We start from the raw sequence: 16,444 nt of genomic DNA, 5'->3' as shown, positions 1-16,444 counted from the left end.
CGGGCGCCGCCTACAGGGCGGGCAGGTCGCCCACCGCAGGCAGGCCGTCGAGGGTCCTGCCGAGCACCGAACTGGCGACCCAGAGCGAGCGCTCGGCATCGCCGGTCCGCCCATGACCGAGGTAGGAGAGTGCGTTCCTGACCTCCCGCACCACCGTCCAGCCGCGCGCCAGCTCCCCGTCGAAGCCCGCTGCCGCGGCGAGGGCGGAGCAGTGTGCCCGGAGATGGCCGGCCGGATCCGTCCCGTCGAGCTCGCCGAGCCTGTTCCACAGCATGGGCGCGACGGCGTACTCCGCGTCACCGAGGACGGGTTTGGGGTCGATCGCTGTGAAGTCGCGCAGCTGTCCCGGTGTCGACGGCAGGAGATTCCCGTAGTGCAGGTCGGTGTGCACCAGCACGTCCCGCTCTGACCGCCGGCCGAGCACCCCCCGCGACTGGCACACCTCGAGGGCGGACTCCATCAGCCACCGCGGGAAGGGTTCGCCGAGTTCGTCCCAGCGTGCCGGCAGCGTGTCCGTCCACTGCTCGGCCTCGGAGGCCAGATGCGGGAAGGACGCCCAGAGCGGGCTGTCGCCCGGCGTGATGGACAGCCGGCGGACCACATCGGCCCAGGGCCCCGGGGTCTCGTCGAGGGGTACGTCACGCAGGGACCGGTCGCCGTCGAGCCGGTCGAGCAGCAGGGTGAAGTCAGGGCGTGAGGCCGCGAGCAGGGTCACCGCGCCGTGCCCGTCCCACAGCTCCAGCGCGTCCGGCTCGGGACGGGCCTCCTCGTGCGGGATCGTGATCTTGAGGACCGCAGCCGCGGGGCCGGTCGCCCTCCGGCGGGTCACCGGCACGACGACGGCGCACTGTCCGGCCCAGGCGGGCTGCCCCGGCGGCAGATCGAGCTCCAGGTCCCAGGCGGCGAGACGATCCATCAGGACGGTGCTCCACTCCCGCATCCACCGTGCACCACCCTCGATGGTGCGGGCGCTGGCCACGAGCTGCGGGGGCAGGTCCGGCGGCCCGGCGACGGACTGTCGAGGCGGATGACCGTGCTCAGCCATCACCGGGCTCCGGTGCGACGGAGGGTGCAGTGGTGCCGGGTGCGGCGCCGCCGGCCGGATCCGCGGCATCCTCCAGGCCGGGGAGCGCCGTCAGCGGCGTCCCGGCGTCGAGACTGCGCTGCGCGGCCGCGTTGTACGAGGTGACGGCCCAGGCGCGAGCCTCGGGTCCGACGGTGGCGAGGAGGTCGACGTAGAAGACGGCGTGGTCCTGCTCGAGCTCCCTCACGGCGCCGGCGGGATCGGCGCGGAACCCCGTACCCAGCGCGTGACCGGCAGGGGCGGGGCCGGCCGGTGCGCAGAGCAGGGCCAGGCGCTCGGCTGCGGCGTCTGCCGCAGCCCGGTGGACACCCGACCGCGCCAGGGCGTCGCCCGGTTCCGGGAGCAGGGCGGCTGCGACGTCGTAGGCGTAGGCGGCGCGCTCCTCGGCGGCCTTGGCCTCCAGCAGGGCTGCGCGATCCGCGTCCGGGCCCAGGGGAGTGTCCGTGCACTCGACATCGGGGTCCACCGTGCCCGCTCCGCCGGGACGCGCCCCCGACGGACCGGGGCCGGCTCCGGGCGCCCCCGTCGGCGCGATCGCGGTGGCCGGACCGGACGGCACGGAAGGAGGGGATGAGGGGCCGTCCGGTCCGCCGGGCAGCCCGGAGAAGAGACCGGTCCCGGCCGCGAGATCGGTCGCGGGGACGGCATCGGCCGGGGGGAGACCGGGGTCGGCGCCGAGGAGCACGGACAGCAGCACGGCGTTCCGCCACTGGTTCGCCCCGGCTGCGGCGAGCACGCGGCCCGGACCCGGCTCGGCCTGCGCGGCATCATGGAGGCTTCGGAGCGCACTCTCCCGGAGCCCGGCGAGGACCGCACGGCCGTCGGCCGTCACCGCCGGGCCGGGCGTCGAGGACGCTTCCGGAGACGGCAGGAGGGGTTCCGATCCCTCGGGGTCCTGCGTCGGCGCTGCGGGAGAGCGCGGCAGCGCGACGGCGTCCGCCTGCACCTCGAGGTCCTCGGCGAGGGCGGTGAGGACGTCCGCGGCGGCCGGATCGAGGGCCGCGGCAGACCGCGCGTCCGCCGCCAGCGCGGTGTAGCCCGCCTCGGCGTCGAGCTGTGCCTGTTCGGTGGGGGAGGAGGACGGCCCGTCGGGTTCGGGCGGCCGCACGCCCAGGCCGAGGCCGACGACGAGGAGCACGGCGACGAACAGGCCGACCAGCCGGACGGCCCAGCCGGCGGCCCGACGCAGGCCGGAGGTCCGGCGCCCTTCGCGCGCCCGATCGCCGCCCTTCCGCCCCCGCACAGTCACAGTCCCCGATGATGCCACGGAGGGCCGCGTTCCCCCCGGTCACACACCGGGCGCCACGGAATGTCGGTACTCTTGGTGGACAACATCATCGAGTGGGAGGCAGCCATGGCGGTCCGGTCCGGGAACGAAAATCAAGCCTCGACCCGCAAGACGGCCGTCGAGGCCGAACTGCAGGCCGAGGCACAGCGCCTGCGGACCAGGCTGCAACCCGTGGTGGAGCAGCACAACCTCTATCTGGAGGATGTGGACATCAAGGTCGCCGGCTCGCACCGCACCGTCCACGTGGTCGTCGACCTCCCCGAGGAAGCCTCCGGCAGCGTCGGCCTCGATGTGATCTCCGCCATCTCCACCGACCTCTCCGCCGCCATGGACAGCGACCCGGACGACGACGACCGCCCGTACAGCCTCGAGATCTCCTCGCCCGGTGTCTCGCGGCCCCTGACGGAACCGCGGCACTGGCGACGCAGTGTCGGGCGCCTGGTAGAGGTCAAGCCGGTCACCGGCGACGTCGTGGTCGGCAGGCTGCAGGAGGTCACCGCCTCCGGTATCCGGCTCCTCCCGCAACTGCCCGTCAAGAAGGGCATGAAGCCGAAGCAGGGCGACCCCCTCGCGCTCGAGTTCGCCAAGATCCGCACGGGGACCGTGCAGGTCGAATTCGCGCATCTCGATGATGAACACACCGACCACACCGATGGGGCCGAACCGGATTCCTCCGGCGCCGAGCACCACGCGTAAGGAGATCTACATGGACATCGACATGAGCGCCCTGAGGCTGCTCGAGCGCGAGCGGGAGATCCCGCTCGACAAGCTCGTCCCGACGATCGAGCAGGCACTGCTCATCGCCTATCACCGCTCCCCGGGGGCGCAGGAGACCGCACGCGCGGAGCTCGATCGCCGCAACGGCCACGTCACCATCTGGGCGACGGAGAAGAACGACGACGGCGAGAGCGTCGGCGAGTTCGACGACACCCCGAGCGGCTTCGGCCGTATCGCGGCGAGCACGGCGCGCCAGATCATCCTGCAGCGGCTGCGTGACGCGGAGGACGAGAACATCCTCGGCGAGTTCCGCGGCAAGGAGGGCGAACTCGTCGCCGGCATGATCCAGCAGGGCAACAACCCGCACATGATCCAGGTGAACCTCGGGTCCGTCGAGGCCGTCCTGCCGCCGCCCGAGCAGGTCCCCGGCGAGAAGTACCTGCACGGCACTCGGCTCCGTGCCTTCGTCGTCGATGTCCACCGTGGGATGAAGGGCCCCTCGATCACGCTGTCGCGGTCCCACCCCGGCCTGGTCAGGAAGCTCTTCGAGCTGGAGGTGCCGGAGATCGCGGACAGGACCGTCGAGATCGTTGCCCTGGCACGCGAGGCGGGTCACCGGACGAAGATCGCGGTCAAGGCCAACGTCCCGGGCGTCAACGCGAAGGGTGCATGCATCGGGGAGATGGGGACGCGGGTCCGTGCGGTCATGAACGAGCTCAACGACGAGAAGATCGACATCGTGGACTACAACGACGACGCCGCGGCCTTCATCGCCAGCTCGCTGTCGCCGTCGCGCGTCACCTCCGTCACGATCACGGACGAGGCCACGCGCTCCGCCCGCGTCGTCGTGCCCGACTACCAGCTGTCCCTGGCCATCGGCAAGGAGGGCCAGAACGCGCGCCTCGCGGCGAAGCTGACCGGGTGGCGGATCGACATCGTGTCCGATGCCGCGCAGCCCGCGCAGGCGGCGAAAGCCTGATCCGTCCGGTCTCCCGGAACGGTCGGAAGGGGTAGAATGGAACGGACTGCTGTCGAGTCGCGCCCGGACGACGTCGGTTCACGACGAGGATCCGGGCACCATCCGGCGGATGCCCATCCCGTACGCACCTGCGTGGGATGCCGCCGGCGGGACCGCCAGTCACACGTGATGCGGGTCGTTGCACGACCGATGGACGGACAGATCGTCGCCGTCATCGATGAGCGGCGCCGGCTATCCGGACGGGGTGCTTGGCTGCACCCCGACCCGGCATGCATGGACACGGCCATCAAGCGGAGGGCCTTCAGCAGGGCCTTCCGCGGGCCGGTCGACACTGCGCAGTTGGCAGTGGACTTCCAGGCATACCTGGGGCGTCTGAACCGAGGCCCCGATTCACCACCGTCCTCCCTGAAAGCGGGTCAGAACCCTCATGGAAACCCGATGAGAACCCAGCGATGAGTGCGCAACGATGACCCATCCGTTGCGCTCTGCATTCGATCTGCCAGCCGCCCTCGCGACTGGGATCAGCAGTAGGAAATAGACGGTTCGTGCCTGACTCGGTACGGACCGAGACAGGAGAAATGTGGCCAAGGTCCGCGTACACGAGCTCGCGAAAGAGCTCGGTATAACCTCGAAAGACGCAGTCGCAAAACTGCAGGAACTGGGCGAATTCGTCCGTTCAGCCTCGTCCACCATCGAGGCCCCCGTCGTGAAGAAGCTTCGCGGCGCATTCCCCGATGCCGGTGGCGCCAAGACCGCCCCGGCACCCGCACCCTCACGTCCCTCGGCGCCCACGCCGTCGGGCCCGAAGCCGGGAGCTGCCCAGGCGGCACCCGAAGCGCCAGCACCCGCAGCGCCGGCAGCACCCGTTGCGCCGGCAGCGCCGGCGGCAGCAGCCCCGGCCGCTCCGCAGGCATCGCCGTTCTCGAACGGTGCCGCGCCCGCTGACGTCCCCGCCCCCGCCGCCCAGGCGACTCCCGCGCCGACCCAGCAGGGTTCGCAGGAGGAACCGGGCCGTCCCGGCCCCCGTCCGGCCACGCCGCCCGCGGCGCCGTCCGCAGGGACGACGCGTCCGTCGGGAGCCCGTCCCGGTGGCGCTCCCCGCCCGGGCAACAACCCGTTCGCGCCCTCGCAGGGCATGGGTGCGCGCCGCGGCGACACCGACCGTCCCGAGCGCACCTCGCGTCCGGGCAACAACCCGTTCGCGCCCTCGCAGGGTATGCCGCGCCCGGGCCGTCGTGACGATGCGCAGCAGCGCCCCGCCGCCGGTCCCGGTGGACCCCGTCCCGCAGCCGGTGCGGGCGGACCCCGTCCCGCGGCAGGTGCCGGCGGTCCCCGTCCGGGCGCACCCCGTCCCGGCGCCCCCCGTCCCGGTGGCGCACCCGGATCACGCCCCACCCCTGGCATGATGCCCAACCGCACCGAGCGTCCCGCTGCCCCCGGCCGCGGTGCACCCGGAGCGGGAGCCGGTCCGCGCCGCGGTCCCGGTGGAGCCCCCAACAGCCCGAGCGGTGCACCCGCCGGCGGCGGCTTCGGCAAGGGCGGCCGCGGACGCGGCGGCACCGCCGGTGCCTTCGGCAAGGGCGGCGCCGGTCGCGGCAAGCAGCGCAAGTCGAAGCGTGCGAAGCGGCAGGAACTCGAGCAGATGTCGGCTCCCTCGCTGGGCGGCGTCAGCGTACCCCGTGGGGACGGCAACACCGTCGTCACGATGCGCCGTGGCTCGTCCATCACGGACTTCGCCGACAAGATCGAGGCGAACCCCGCAGCACTGGTGACCGTGCTCTTCCACCTCGGCGAGATGGCCACGGCCACCCAGTCGCTGGACGAGGACACCTTCGAGGTCCTGGGAACCGAGCTCGGCTACAAGATCCAGGTCGTGTCCCCCGAGGACGAGGAGCGCGAACTCCTCAGCAGCTTCGACATCGACTTCGATGCGGAGCTCGAGGCCGAGGGTGACGATGACCTGGAGGCCCGTCCGCCGGTCGTCACGGTCATGGGCCACGTCGACCACGGTAAGACGCGACTGCTCGACGCCGTCCGCAACACTAAGGTCGTCGAGGGCGAGCACGGTGGCATCACCCAGCACATCGGTGCCTACCAGATCCAGCACGTCCACGAGGACTCCACGCGGGCCATCACCTTCATCGACACCCCCGGTCACGAGGCGTTCACCGCCATGCGTGCCCGTGGTGCGAAGGTCACGGACATCGCCGTGCTCGTCGTGGCCGCCGACGACGGCGTCATGCCGCAGACCGTCGAGGCGCTGAACCACGCCCAGGCAGCCAACGTGCCGATCGTCGTCGCCGTTAACAAGATGGACAAGGAAGGCGCGAACCCGGACAAGGTCAAGGGCCAGCTCACCGAGTACGGCCTGGTCCCCGAGGAATACGGTGGCGACACCATGTTCGTCCACGTCTCCGCGCTCCAGGGCATGGGGATCGACGAGCTCCTCGAGGCCGTCCTGCTCACGGCCGATGCCGCGCTGGACATGCGGGCCAACCCGAACAAGGACGCCCGCGGTATCGCGATCGAGGCCAACCTCGACCGCGGCCGGGGTGCTGTCGCGACGGTGCTCGTGCAGTCCGGAACGTTGAACGTCGGCGACACGATCGTGGCCGGTACGGCTCACGGCCGTGTGCGCGCGATGTTCGACGAGAACGGCGACGTCGTCACGAAGGCCGAGCCGTCCCGCCCGGTCCAGGTGCTGGGCCTGTCCAACGTGCCCCGCGCCGGTGACACGTTCTTCGTCACGGACGACGAGCGCACCGCCCGTCAGATCGCCGAGAAGCGTGAGGCAGCGGACCGCAATGCGGCCCTCGCCAAGCGCCGCAAGCGCATCAGCCTCGAGGACTTCGACCAGGCCGTCGCCGACGGCAAGGTCGACACCCTCAACCTCATCCTCAAGGGTGACGTCTCGGGTGCCGTGGAGGCCCTGGAGGACTCGCTGCTCAAGATCGACGTCGGCGAGGGCGTGCAGCTGCGCGTCATCCACCGCGGCGTCGGTGCGATCACGCAGAACGACGTCAACCTGGCGACGGTCGACAACGCGATCATCATCGGCTTCAACGTCAAGCCGGCCGAGCGCGTCGCCGACCTGGCCGAGCGTGAGGGCGTCGACATGCGCTTCTACTCGGTCATCTACGCCGCGATCGACGATATCGAGCTCGCCCTCAAGGGCATGCTCAAGCCGGAGTACGAGGAGGTGCAGCTCGGTACCGCAGAGGTCCGCGAGGTGTTCCGTTCCTCCAAGTTCGGCAACATCGCCGGTTCGATCGTCCGGTCGGGCATCATCCGGCGGAACTCGCGGGCCCGTGTCCTGCGCGACGGCAAGGTCATCGGGGACAACCTCTCCGTGGACTCGCTCAAGCGCTTCAAGGACGATGCCACCGAGGTCCGGACGGACTTCGAGTGCGGTATCGGCCTGGGGTCGTTCAACGACGTCAAGGAAGGCGACACCATCGAGACCTTCGAGATGCGGGAGAAGCCCCGCGTCTAGGCCGTAGGTCAGCACAGGCGCTCCGGTCTTCCGGGGCGCCTGTGCCTGTCGCACCACCGGGACCCGCCGGCCGGGTCCCCCCACCAGACCAGCTTCAGTAGGAGTATCAGCAATGGCAGATCCGGCCCGCGCCGCGCGGCTCGCGCAGCGCATCAAAGTCATCGTCGCCGAGGCGCTCCGGCGTCGCGTGAAGGATCCCCGGCTGGAAGCCGTGACCATCACCGACGCGCGCGTCACGAACGACCTCCAGCACGCCACGCTGTACTACACGGTGCTGGGCGATCCGGAGGAGCAGCAGGCAACGCGCATGGCGCTCGAATCCGCCCGGGGCGTCCTTCGCTCGGAGGTCGGCAAGAACATCACCGCCCGGCTGACGCCCACGCTGGAGTTCGTCCCCGACGAGGTGCCGGTCAACGCCAGCCACCTCGAGGAATTGCTGCAGAAGGCGCGGGAGCGTGACGCGGAGGTGGCCGCGATCGCCCAGGGCGCGGACTTCGCCGGGGACGCGGACCCGTACCGCACCTCGGAGGACGACGAGGCGGCCCGCTAGGCTCCTCCTCCCGTCCGTTCCACGGATGGCCTGTACGACAACGGCAGCCGACCTCCGGGTCGGCTGCCGTTGTCGTATCCGGGGCATCGGAGCTCGTCCGGAACCGCTTCGGACGTCGTCGGCGGGAGCCGGGGGACCGTTTGTTCCCCTACCCGAGGAGGGCTGACCCTGCGGGCAGCACGGCGTCGACCGGATCAGGACCGACGCGGCGGTGCGGGCAGCCTGGACAGGCCCTCGACGAGATCCGCGGTCCGTCCGCAGAGGGCGATCCGCACCCAGCCCTCACCCATCGAACCGAAGGCCGTACCCGGTGCGAGGGCCACTCCGTGCTCGGCGAGGAAGGACCGCGTCCAGGCGCGGACATCCCCGCCCGTCGCGTGGCGGAGGTCCGCCCACAGATAGAAGGCGCCCCGGGCGTCGAGGTAGTCGATGCCCAGCCGGTCCAGCACGGCGGTCGCCTCGTCGCGATTGGCCCTGTAGTGATCCAGGGCGGTCCTGACGTAGTCCTGCGGACCCGTGAGCGCGGCGAGCCCGGCGTACTGGGAGGCGGCCGAGACGCAGGAGACCGTGGACTCCATGACGTTGCTGAGGACGGCCTCCATCCCGGGCGGAACCACGAGGGCGCCGATGCGCAGCCCGGTGAGTCCGTAGGTCTTCGAGAGGGTGAGGGAGGTGATGATCCTGGCCTCCGTGGCCTCGGCGACGGCCTCGGGGCCCCCGGCGTCGAACCGCGCGGGGCTGACGTGCGGCACGTCGTAGGTGAAGGCCTCGTAGCATTCGTCGGAGATGATCCAGAGATCGTTCCGATGCGCGAACCGGACGAGCGCGCGCGTCAGGTCGTGGCTGAACACCGAGCCGAGCGGGTTCGACGGGGAGTTGAGCATGAGCACGCGTGTCGTCGGCGTCACGAGGCCCTGCAGATCCTCGATGCGCGGCTGGAAGCCGTGGCCCGGCACCAGGGGATAGGGCACCGGCCGGCCGCCCAGGAGTCCGACCGTCATCGCGAAGGTCGGGTACCCGGGATCGGGGACGAGGACCTCGTCCCCCTCGCCGATGAGGGTGCTGAGCGCCAGGTGGAGGCCCTGCTGAGCTCCGGCGACGACGAAGATGCGTGACGGGTCGTCGTCCACGCCCGCGAGGCTCGCGAACCTGGACGCGAAGGCCGCACGGACCGGGCCGATGCCCGCGTTGGGTGTGTAGTTGGTGTCGTCCCGGTCGAGCGCGGCCATACCGGCCTCCAGGACGTGGCGGGCGACGGGGAAGGCCGGTTCGCCGATGCTCAGGACGATCGAGTCCGGGACCGCCCAGGCCGCCTGCGTGATCTCGCGGATCTGGTTGACCGGGACATTCGCCACGCGGGCGGGAGCGGAGGGCATAGGCAGTAGGGTATCGCGGCGGGCTGCGGGAGTCCGGGCAGGCGTCCTGGGTCGGCGACGACAGCAGGGACCGTACTGCCGCGCCCATATACTGGGAGGCGTGAATGCAGGGCAGGTCCACTCAGGGCTCATCATCGTGGACAAGCCACAGGGCTGGACCAGTCATGACGTCGTCGGCCGGATGCGACGGCTCGCCGGCACCCGCAAGGTGGGCCACGCGGGCACCCTCGACCCGATGGCCACCGGGGTGCTCGTGATCGGCATCAACCGCGCGACGCGGCTTCTCACCTACATCGTCGGCACGACCAAGACCTACACGGCGACGATCCGCCTGGGCCAGTCCACGATCACCGACGACGCCGAGGGCGAGATCACCGGTGGCAGCATCGCGGCGGCCGTGACCGAGGACGAGATCCGGTCCGCGATCGCGGACCTCACGGGCGATATCGAGCAGGTGCCGAGCAGCGTCAGTGCCATCAAGGTCAAGGGCGAGAGGTCCTACGCCCGCGTCCGGGCCGGCGAAGACGTCGACCTGCCGTCCCGACCGGTCACCATCCACCGCTTCGACGTCCATTCGATCCGCCGCGTGAACAACGGGCGGCTCCAGGACGTCGACGTGACGGTCGAGTGCAGTTCCGGCACGTACATCCGCGCCCTCGCCCGCGACCTCGGCTCCGCGCTCTCCGTCGGCGGGCACCTGACGGCGCTCCGCCGCACCCGCGTCGGCCCCTACTCCATCGAGCAGGCACGCACGCTCGAGCAACTCGCGGAGGACCTCTCCGTCCTCCCGCTGGACGACGCGGGCCGGGCGCTCTTCCCCGTCCGGGACCTGTCCGAGGCCGAGACCGCGGACGTGTCCCACGGGCGGAGGATCGAGCCCAGTGCCCGGACCGACGTCCCCGTCGCGGCGTTCGCCCCCGATGGCACCCTCGTGGCGCTGCTCGAGAACCGCGGTGGTGCCGCACGGACCGTGCTGGTCTTCGCGCCCGGCGGGAAGGAGTGACCATGGACCCGTTCTTCCTCGTCGGCGTCATCGTCTGCGCCGTCGCTGCCCTCCTGTGCATCGGTGCCGGCCTCCTGCGCCAGCCCCCGAACGACATCACCATCCTGTCCACCGCGGCCGTCGAACTGTTCCTGCTCGCGTACACGGTGGGTGCGGTGATCCGGCAGGTGACGGGGGAACCGGTGCTCGGTGAGGCCTGGGAGTTCTGGGGCTACCTGCTGACCGCGCTCCTCGTGCCCGTCGGCGCCTTCTGGTGGTCCATCCTCGAGAAGACCCGCTGGAGCAACTTCGTGCTCGCGGCCTCCGCGCTCACGGTGTTCGTCATGCTCTTCCGCATGGAGCAGATCTGGGACGGGGTGGCAGGACTGTGACCGACGATCGGAACCATGAGGACCGCGCAGGCGGCCTGGACCCCTCGCGTCCGCCACGGGGCTCCGGCGCCGGGAGGTCGGCGGCAGCATCAGGCGCGCCCGGGCCCGCGCCGGTGACCGGTCGCGCCACCGGTCCCGGACGGCTGCTGGTGGCCGTGTACGGCGTCTTCGCACTCGCCGCGACCGCGCGGGCCGTGTTCCAGATCGCGACCAAGTTCGATGAGGCGCCGATCGCCTATCTGCTCTCCGCGGTCGCCGCGGTGGTCTACATCGTCGCCACGGTGTCGCTGGCCCGACCTGGCATCCGCGCCTACCGCCTGTCGGTCGTCGCCGTCACCACCGAACTGGTGGGCGTCCTGGTCGTGGGCCTGCTCAGCATCGTCGACGCGCAGGACTTCCCGCACGAGACCGTCTGGTCCGGATTCGGGCGCGGGTACGGGTTCGTCCCGCTGCTCCTTCCCGTGCTGGGGCTCCTCTGGCTGCGGCGCACCCGCCCGGACCGCGCGGTGCGTTGACCGGTCCGCGTCGGCGGATCGGAACGGCCGGTGCGCTCCGCCAGGTCCCGCCCGGGTCCTGACCGGAGTACGTCCGCCCGGGCCCGGGCGACTGCTCACGCCGGACCGGCAACCGACCGTCCCGGTCGCGCGGCATCGTGAGACGATGGCGCTAGGTATCAACCAGCACCTAGGAGCGACATGACCAGCAACAGCCCCGATCACGACGGACCCTCCGTGCCGGGCCGCCGCCCGACGTCGGGCGAGCCCCTCCGCGCCGGGGGCAGCGATGGTCGGCTCTCGCCGGACAGCGCGCGGTCCTCCGCCGTCGATGGCCCGGCACCGATGAGCGCGCCGCGGGGCGCGGACAAGGCTCGCGCATCGGCAGGGGAAGCCACAGAAGCCACGAAGGCCGGACAGGGCACTCCCGGGAAGAAGGCCGGCGCAGCCAGGACATCGGGGAAGAAGGCGTCGGGCGGGGACTGGAACGTCTTCCGCACCGTCGTCGTCCTCGTCGGCCTGGTCATCGCGGGCTTCGGCGCCTACTACCTGATCCTCGGCACCGCGGGCCTGCCGGACACCGAGGGCACGCCGGTCAACCCGACGCTGGAGAACCAGTTCCGGTTCTTCTCCGCCATGATGGTCGGCGTCGGCGCCGCCTTCATCACGATCGCCATCAAGTTCCAGTGGGCCAACATGCTCTGGCTCGTCTGCCTCATGGTGTTCGTCGGCGGCATCGGCCGGGTGCTGTCCTGGGCCTTCTCCGGCACACCGAACTACATCATGATCATCCTCATGGTCGTCGAGCTCGCCTTCCCGCCGGCCCTGCTCGTGTGGCACAAGTACATCGCCAAGACGAGCCAGATGCGCCAGGAGTTCGCGCAGCGCGGCTAGGAGTCCGGGGGAGCGGCGCGTCCACGAGGATGTGGTGACCGGATCCCGCAGGCAGCACGTCCACACCGACGGGTCGGAGGACGGACCCGGGGGAGCTGTGGCCGTCGGTCCGGGGCTTCGGCGATGGCGGGAGCGGGGGGGTGCGGTCGGCCATAATGGGAGCGGCGCACAACCCGCCGGGCGACGTCCGAGGTCGCGGGACGCAGCCGGATCACAGAGGAGATGCGTGTTCTACTGGAGAGACCTGGACAGCGTGCCCGAGGACTTCGGGCCCTCCGTTCTGACGCTGGGCAACTTCGACGGCGTCCACCGGGGCCACCAGCGCGTCCTGCAGCAGGTCGTCGAAGCCGCCCGGCAGCGCTCGGCCGCCGCCGTCGTTGTCTCCTTCGACCCGCACCCCGCGCAGGTCCACCGTCCGGACTCCGCGCCGGAACTGATCATGGGCCTCGCCGACCGCGTCGAGACGCTCGCCGAGACCGGTATCGACGCCCTCCTGATGATGCACTACACGCTCGATCTCGCCGCGAACTCGCCGGAGGAGTTCGTGGAGCGCGTCTTCGTCCGGGCGCTGAAGGCGAAGGCCGTCGTCATCGGCCACGACGTCCGCTTCGGGGCCGGCAACAGCGGCGACCTGGACACCATGCGCGAGCTCGGCCGGAAGCTCGGTTTCGAGGTCATCGCGATCGACGATTTCGGCGCCAGCTTCCCCATGGACGCCACGGACGACGACGGCGACCGCCGGTGCTCCTCGACCTGGGTGCGCGAGGCCCTGGAGTCGGGGGAGGTCGGCACCGCCGCCAGGGTGCTCGGACGCCACCACCGCATGCGCGGAGACGTCGTGCACGGGGCGGCGCGCGGACGTGAGCTCGGCTACCCCACGGCGAATCTCGCGGCGTCCTCACAGGGCTACATCCCCGCGGACGGAATCTACGCCGGATGGCTCGTGGACGAAGCCGGTACGCGGTGGCCCGCCGCCATCTCGGTCGGCTCGAACCCCACGTTCGACGGCGTGGACCGGCAGGTCGAGGCGCACGTCATCAACCGCCCGCCGGAGCGCGTGCAGGACTTCGACCTGTACGGCCAGGCGGTCGTCGTCGAGTTCGTCGAGCGGCTCCGCGGGCAGGTCACCTACCGTGGGCCCGAAGCGCTCATCGAGCAGATGAAGCTCGACGTGGAGCAGGCCCGCGGCGTGCTTTCGACAGAACAACAGCCCAGACGCTAAACTTCAGGGAGATCCGGCTGCAGTCCGTGGTGGCTGGATTTTTCTGTGTCGTCGCGCAAGCGACGCTCAGCACCTGTTCACGGTACAACTCTAGGAGTTACTCGTGGCCCTTGACGCCGCCATCAAGCAGGAAATCATCAAGGAATACGCTCTCGCCGAAGGTGACACCGGTTCACCCGAGGTGCAGATCGCGATGCTTTCCCGTCGAATCCTCGACCTGACCGAGCACCTGAAGATGCACAAGCACGACCACCACACGCGTCGTGGCCTGCTTCTTCTCGTCGGTCGCCGTCGTCGCCTGCTGGACTACCTGCGGGACACCGACATCTCGCGGTACCGGTCGCTCATCGAGCGCCTCGGCCTGCGTCGATAAGCAGTACCTGAAGGCGGCACCTTCTCCACGGAGAGGGCGTCGCCTTCTCGCACTGACGGACCCCGTCCGGCCGTGCGACGCACGACAGCACCACCCTGCACCAGCAGGGGCAAAGACCGCACAACGATGGAGTCAACCGGCACCGCGCATTCGCGGTCCTCGGTAGTGATCCCCGGAAAGCGCCGGACCGGCGCCTCCGTGGATCTCGATCGAAGACCGGGTGCTGTGGCCGTCCAGGACGGACGAGACCACGACGGGTGCCGGCTGCCTCCGATACTCCTACAGATACAGAAACGGAGGTGACTCTCTTGGAGGGTCCCGAAATTCAGTTCGCCGAAGCAGTGATCGACAACGGTCGCTTCGGAACACGCACCATCCGGTTCGAGACCGGGCGCGTCGCCCAGCAGGCCGCAGGGTCCGCCATGGTCTACATCGACGAGGACACCGCGCTGCTCTCGGCCACCACGGCCGGCAAGCACCCGCGCGAGGGCTTCGACTTCTTCCCGCTCACCGTCGACGTCGAGGAGCGCATGTACGCCGCGGGCCGCATCCCCGGCTCGTTCTTCCGTCGCGAGGGCCGCCCCTCGACCGAGGCGATCCTCGCCTGCCGCCTGATGGACCGCCCCCTGCGTCCGGCCTTCGTCAAGGGACTGCGCAACGAGGTCCAGGTCGTCGTGACCATCCTCGCGATCAACCCGGACGTCCGCTACGACGTCGTCGCCATCAACGCGGCCTCGATGTCCACGCAGCTCTCCGGCCTGCCCTTCTCGGGTCCGATCGGCGGCGTCCGTGTCGCGCTCGTGTCCGACGGCAGCGGCAACGACCAGTGGATCGCCTTCCCGAAGCACTCCGAGCTCGAGAACTCGGTCTTCGACATGGTCGTCGCCGGCCGCATCACCGGTGACGACGTCGCGATCATGATGGTCGAGGCCGAGGCCACCGACAACTCCTGGAACCTCATCAAGGAGAACGGTGCCACCGCGCCCACCGAGGAGATCGTCGCCGACGGCCTCGAGGCGGCCAAGCCCTTCATCCGGGCGCTGTGCGAGGCGCAGTCGGATCTCGCGGGCCGCGCGGCCAAGCCGACCGTCGAGTTCCCCGTCTTCCTCGACTACCAGGACGACGTCTACTCCGCCGTGGAGTCCGCGGGCTCCGACAAGCTCGCGCAGGTCTTCCAGATCGCCGACAAGCAGGAGCGCGAGAGCGCGTCCGACGCCCTCAAGGCAGAGCTGATGGAATCCCTCGGGGCCCAGTTCGAGGATCGCGAGAAGGAGCTGTCCGCAGCGTTCCGCTCGCTCACCAAGGCCGTCGTCCGCCAGCGCATCCTGAAGGACCAGGTCCGCATCGACGGCCGCGGCCTCAGCGACATCCGCAAACTGACCGCCGAGGTCGAGGTGCTGCCGCGCGTGCACGGTTCGGCGATCTTCGAGCGCGGCGAGACCCAGATCCTGGGTGTCACCACGCTGAACATGCTCAAGATGGAGCAGCAGATCGACTCGCTGTCGCCCGTCACGCGCAAGCGCTACATGCACAACTACAACTTCCCGCCGTACTCCACCGGTGAGACCGGCCGCGTCGGTTCGCCGAAGCGCCGCGAGATCGGCCACGGAGCACTCGCCGAGCGCGCCCTCGTGCCCGTGCTGCCCACGCGCGAGGAGTTCCCCTACGCGATCCGTCAGGTGTCCGAGGCACTGAGCTCCAACGGCTCGACGTCGATGGGTTCGGTCTGCGCCTCGACGCTGTCGCTGCTCAACGCGGGTGTGCCGCTGCGCGCACCGGTCGCGGGTATCGCCATGGGCCTCGTGTCCGACGTCGTCGACGGCCAGACGCGCTACGCGGCGCTGACGGACATCCTCGGCGCCGAGGATGCCTTCGGCGACATGGACTTCAAGGTCGCCGGTACGTCCGAGTTCGTCACGGCCATCCAGCTGGACACGAAGCTCGACGGCATCCCCGCGTCGGTCCTCGCGGCCGCCCTGAAGCAGGCCCGTGAAGCACGCCTGCACATCCTCGGCGTCCTGCAGGCCGCGATCGACACCCCGGACGAGCTCTCCGAGTTCGCGCCGAGGATCATCTCGGTCAAGATCCCCGTGGACAAGATCGGCGAGGTCATCGGCCCCAAGGGCAAGATGATCAACCAGATCCAGGAGGACACCGGCGCCGACATCTCGATCGAGGACGACGGAACCGTCCTCATCGGTGCGACCAACGGTGAGTCGGCCGAGGCTGCGCGTGCCGCGGTCAACGCCATCGCGAACCCGCAGGTCCCTGAGATCGGCGAGCGCTACCTGGGCACGGTCGTCAAGACCACGACCTTCGGCGCCTTCGTCTCGCTGACCCCGGGCAAGGACGGCCTGCTGCACATCTCCGAGCTGCGCAAGCTCGCCGGTGGCAAGCGCGTCGACAACGTCGACGAGGTCGTCTCCGTGGGCCAGAAGGTCCAGGTCGAGATCACCAAGATCGACGACCGCGGAAAGCTCTCGCTCTCACCCGTCGTGGCGGACGAGGCCGGGGACTCCTCCGGGGATGCCGGCATCGAGCTGCCCGAGGCAGCAGACGCCGAGTAGCCGCATGCCCCGCTCCTCCTGAGCGACGTACGG

Annotated in this window: 15 protein-coding genes; 12 read left to right on the top strand and 3 right to left on the bottom strand. The window is 70.4% G+C overall.

The window, feature by feature from the left end; translation table 11 throughout:
- Positions 1–10: 10 nt before the first annotated feature.
- Complete coding sequence (locus ASF21_RS14055) at positions 11–1,045, bottom strand: aminoglycoside phosphotransferase family protein (RefSeq protein ID WP_055772572.1); 1,035 nt, start codon at positions 1,043–1,045, stop codon at positions 11–13.
- Positions 1,038–2,333 (bottom strand): DUF4439 domain-containing protein, encoded by a 1,296-nt coding sequence (locus ASF21_RS14050; RefSeq protein ID WP_162237553.1) that lies wholly within the window; start codon positions 2,331–2,333, stop codon positions 1,038–1,040. Before ASF21_RS14050 ends, ASF21_RS14055 begins: the two co-directional genes overlap by 8 nt.
- A 105-nt stretch (positions 2,334–2,438) precedes the next feature.
- Here ASF21_RS14050 and rimP point away from each other — a divergent pair, with 105 nt between their 5' ends.
- The 5 genes from rimP to rbfA all read left to right on the top strand — a co-directional run bounded on the left by rimP (position 2,439) and on the right by rbfA (position 8,111).
- Positions 2,439–3,068 carry a ribosome maturation factor RimP gene (gene rimP, locus ASF21_RS14045; RefSeq protein WP_055772818.1) on the top strand — a complete coding sequence of 210 codons (630 nt, stop codon included), beginning with the start codon at positions 2,439–2,441 and terminating at the stop codon, positions 3,066–3,068.
- A 10-nt stretch (positions 3,069–3,078) separates the two neighbouring features.
- On the top strand, positions 3,079–4,068 hold the full coding sequence (nusA, locus tag ASF21_RS14040) for a transcription termination factor NusA (RefSeq protein ID WP_055772566.1): 990 nt from the start codon (positions 3,079–3,081) through the stop codon (positions 4,066–4,068).
- A gap of 36 nt (positions 4,069–4,104) precedes the next feature.
- Positions 4,105–4,524, top strand: a complete 420-nt coding sequence (locus ASF21_RS16590) for a YlxR family protein (RefSeq protein ID WP_082471591.1) — start codon at positions 4,105–4,107, stop codon at positions 4,522–4,524.
- A gap of 124 nt (positions 4,525–4,648) precedes the next feature.
- Entirely contained in the window at positions 4,649–7,561 is a 2,913-nt protein-coding gene (gene infB / locus ASF21_RS14035; protein ID WP_055772563.1) for a translation initiation factor IF-2, read from the top strand.
- Between the two features lie 112 nt (positions 7,562–7,673).
- Positions 7,674–8,111, top strand: a complete 438-nt coding sequence (rbfA, locus tag ASF21_RS14030; protein ID WP_055772560.1) for a 30S ribosome-binding factor RbfA — start codon at positions 7,674–7,676, stop codon at positions 8,109–8,111.
- A 194-nt stretch (positions 8,112–8,305) separates the two neighbouring features.
- On the opposite strand, the gene ASF21_RS14025 is transcribed toward rbfA, so the two are convergent.
- Positions 8,306–9,487, bottom strand: coding sequence for a pyridoxal phosphate-dependent aminotransferase (locus ASF21_RS14025; RefSeq protein ID WP_055772557.1), 1,182 nt, complete (start codon positions 9,485–9,487; stop codon positions 8,306–8,308).
- 100 nt (positions 9,488–9,587) lie between these two features.
- On the opposite strand from ASF21_RS14025, the gene truB reads away from it, so the two are divergent.
- The 7 genes from truB (at position 9,588) to ASF21_RS13990 (ending at position 16,411) form a co-directional block, all read left to right on the top strand.
- Positions 9,588–10,490: a tRNA pseudouridine(55) synthase TruB gene (gene truB, locus ASF21_RS14020; protein ID WP_268753706.1), complete on the top strand. Its 903-nt coding sequence runs from the start codon at positions 9,588–9,590 to the stop codon at positions 10,488–10,490.
- Between the two features lie 2 nt (positions 10,491–10,492).
- On the top strand, positions 10,493–10,861 hold the full coding sequence (locus tag ASF21_RS14015; protein ID WP_055772554.1) for a hypothetical protein: 369 nt from the start codon (positions 10,493–10,495) through the stop codon (positions 10,859–10,861).
- 113 nt (positions 10,862–10,974) lie between these two features.
- On the top strand, positions 10,975–11,376 hold the full coding sequence (locus ASF21_RS14010) for a hypothetical protein (protein ID WP_055772812.1): 402 nt from the start codon (positions 10,975–10,977) through the stop codon (positions 11,374–11,376).
- A 180-nt stretch (positions 11,377–11,556) separates the two neighbouring features.
- Positions 11,557–12,249, top strand: coding sequence for a DUF4345 domain-containing protein (locus ASF21_RS14005; protein ID WP_055772551.1), 693 nt, complete (start codon positions 11,557–11,559; stop codon positions 12,247–12,249).
- A 226-nt stretch (positions 12,250–12,475) separates the two neighbouring features.
- Positions 12,476–13,471 carry a bifunctional riboflavin kinase/FAD synthetase gene (locus ASF21_RS14000; protein WP_055772548.1) on the top strand — a complete coding sequence of 332 codons (996 nt, stop codon included), beginning with the start codon at positions 12,476–12,478 and terminating at the stop codon, positions 13,469–13,471.
- A gap of 103 nt (positions 13,472–13,574) precedes the next feature.
- Positions 13,575–13,844: a 30S ribosomal protein S15 gene (gene rpsO / locus ASF21_RS13995; protein ID WP_055772546.1), complete on the top strand. Its 270-nt coding sequence runs from the start codon at positions 13,575–13,577 to the stop codon at positions 13,842–13,844.
- Positions 13,845–14,152: 308 nt separating this feature from the next.
- Positions 14,153–16,411 carry a polyribonucleotide nucleotidyltransferase gene (locus tag ASF21_RS13990; protein ID WP_055772542.1) on the top strand — a complete coding sequence of 753 codons (2,259 nt, stop codon included), beginning with the start codon at positions 14,153–14,155 and terminating at the stop codon, positions 16,409–16,411.
- The last annotated feature ends 33 nt before the right edge of the window (positions 16,412–16,444 follow it).

Source organism: Arthrobacter sp. Leaf234, from assembly GCF_001422665.1.
Classification (GTDB): domain Bacteria; phylum Actinomycetota; class Actinomycetes; order Actinomycetales; family Micrococcaceae; genus Arthrobacter_D.
Note: the sequence above shows the minus strand (reverse complement) of the source record. Positions and strands in the feature narration are given on the sequence as shown.

Excerpts from the sequence above, each read along its gene's own strand:
- ASF21_RS14055 (WP_055772572.1), bottom strand. The coding sequence starts at position 1,045 with ATGGCTGAGCACGGTCATCCGCCTCGACAGTCCGTCGCCGGGCCGCCG.
- rimP (WP_055772818.1), top strand. The coding sequence starts at position 2,439 with ATGGCGGTCCGGTCCGGGAACGAAAATCAAGCCTCGACCCGCAAGACG.
- nusA (WP_055772566.1), top strand. The coding sequence starts at position 3,079 with ATGGACATCGACATGAGCGCCCTGAGGCTGCTCGAGCGCGAGCGGGAG.
- ASF21_RS16590 (WP_082471591.1), top strand. The coding sequence starts at position 4,105 with ATGGAACGGACTGCTGTCGAGTCGCGCCCGGACGACGTCGGTTCACGA.
- rbfA (WP_055772560.1), top strand. The coding sequence starts at position 7,674 with ATGGCAGATCCGGCCCGCGCCGCGCGGCTCGCGCAGCGCATCAAAGTC.
- ASF21_RS14025 (WP_055772557.1), bottom strand. The coding sequence starts at position 9,487 with ATGCCCTCCGCTCCCGCCCGCGTGGCGAATGTCCCGGTCAACCAGATC.
- ASF21_RS14015 (WP_055772554.1), top strand. The coding sequence starts at position 10,493 with ATGGACCCGTTCTTCCTCGTCGGCGTCATCGTCTGCGCCGTCGCTGCC.
- ASF21_RS14005 (WP_055772551.1), top strand. The coding sequence starts at position 11,557 with ATGACCAGCAACAGCCCCGATCACGACGGACCCTCCGTGCCGGGCCGC.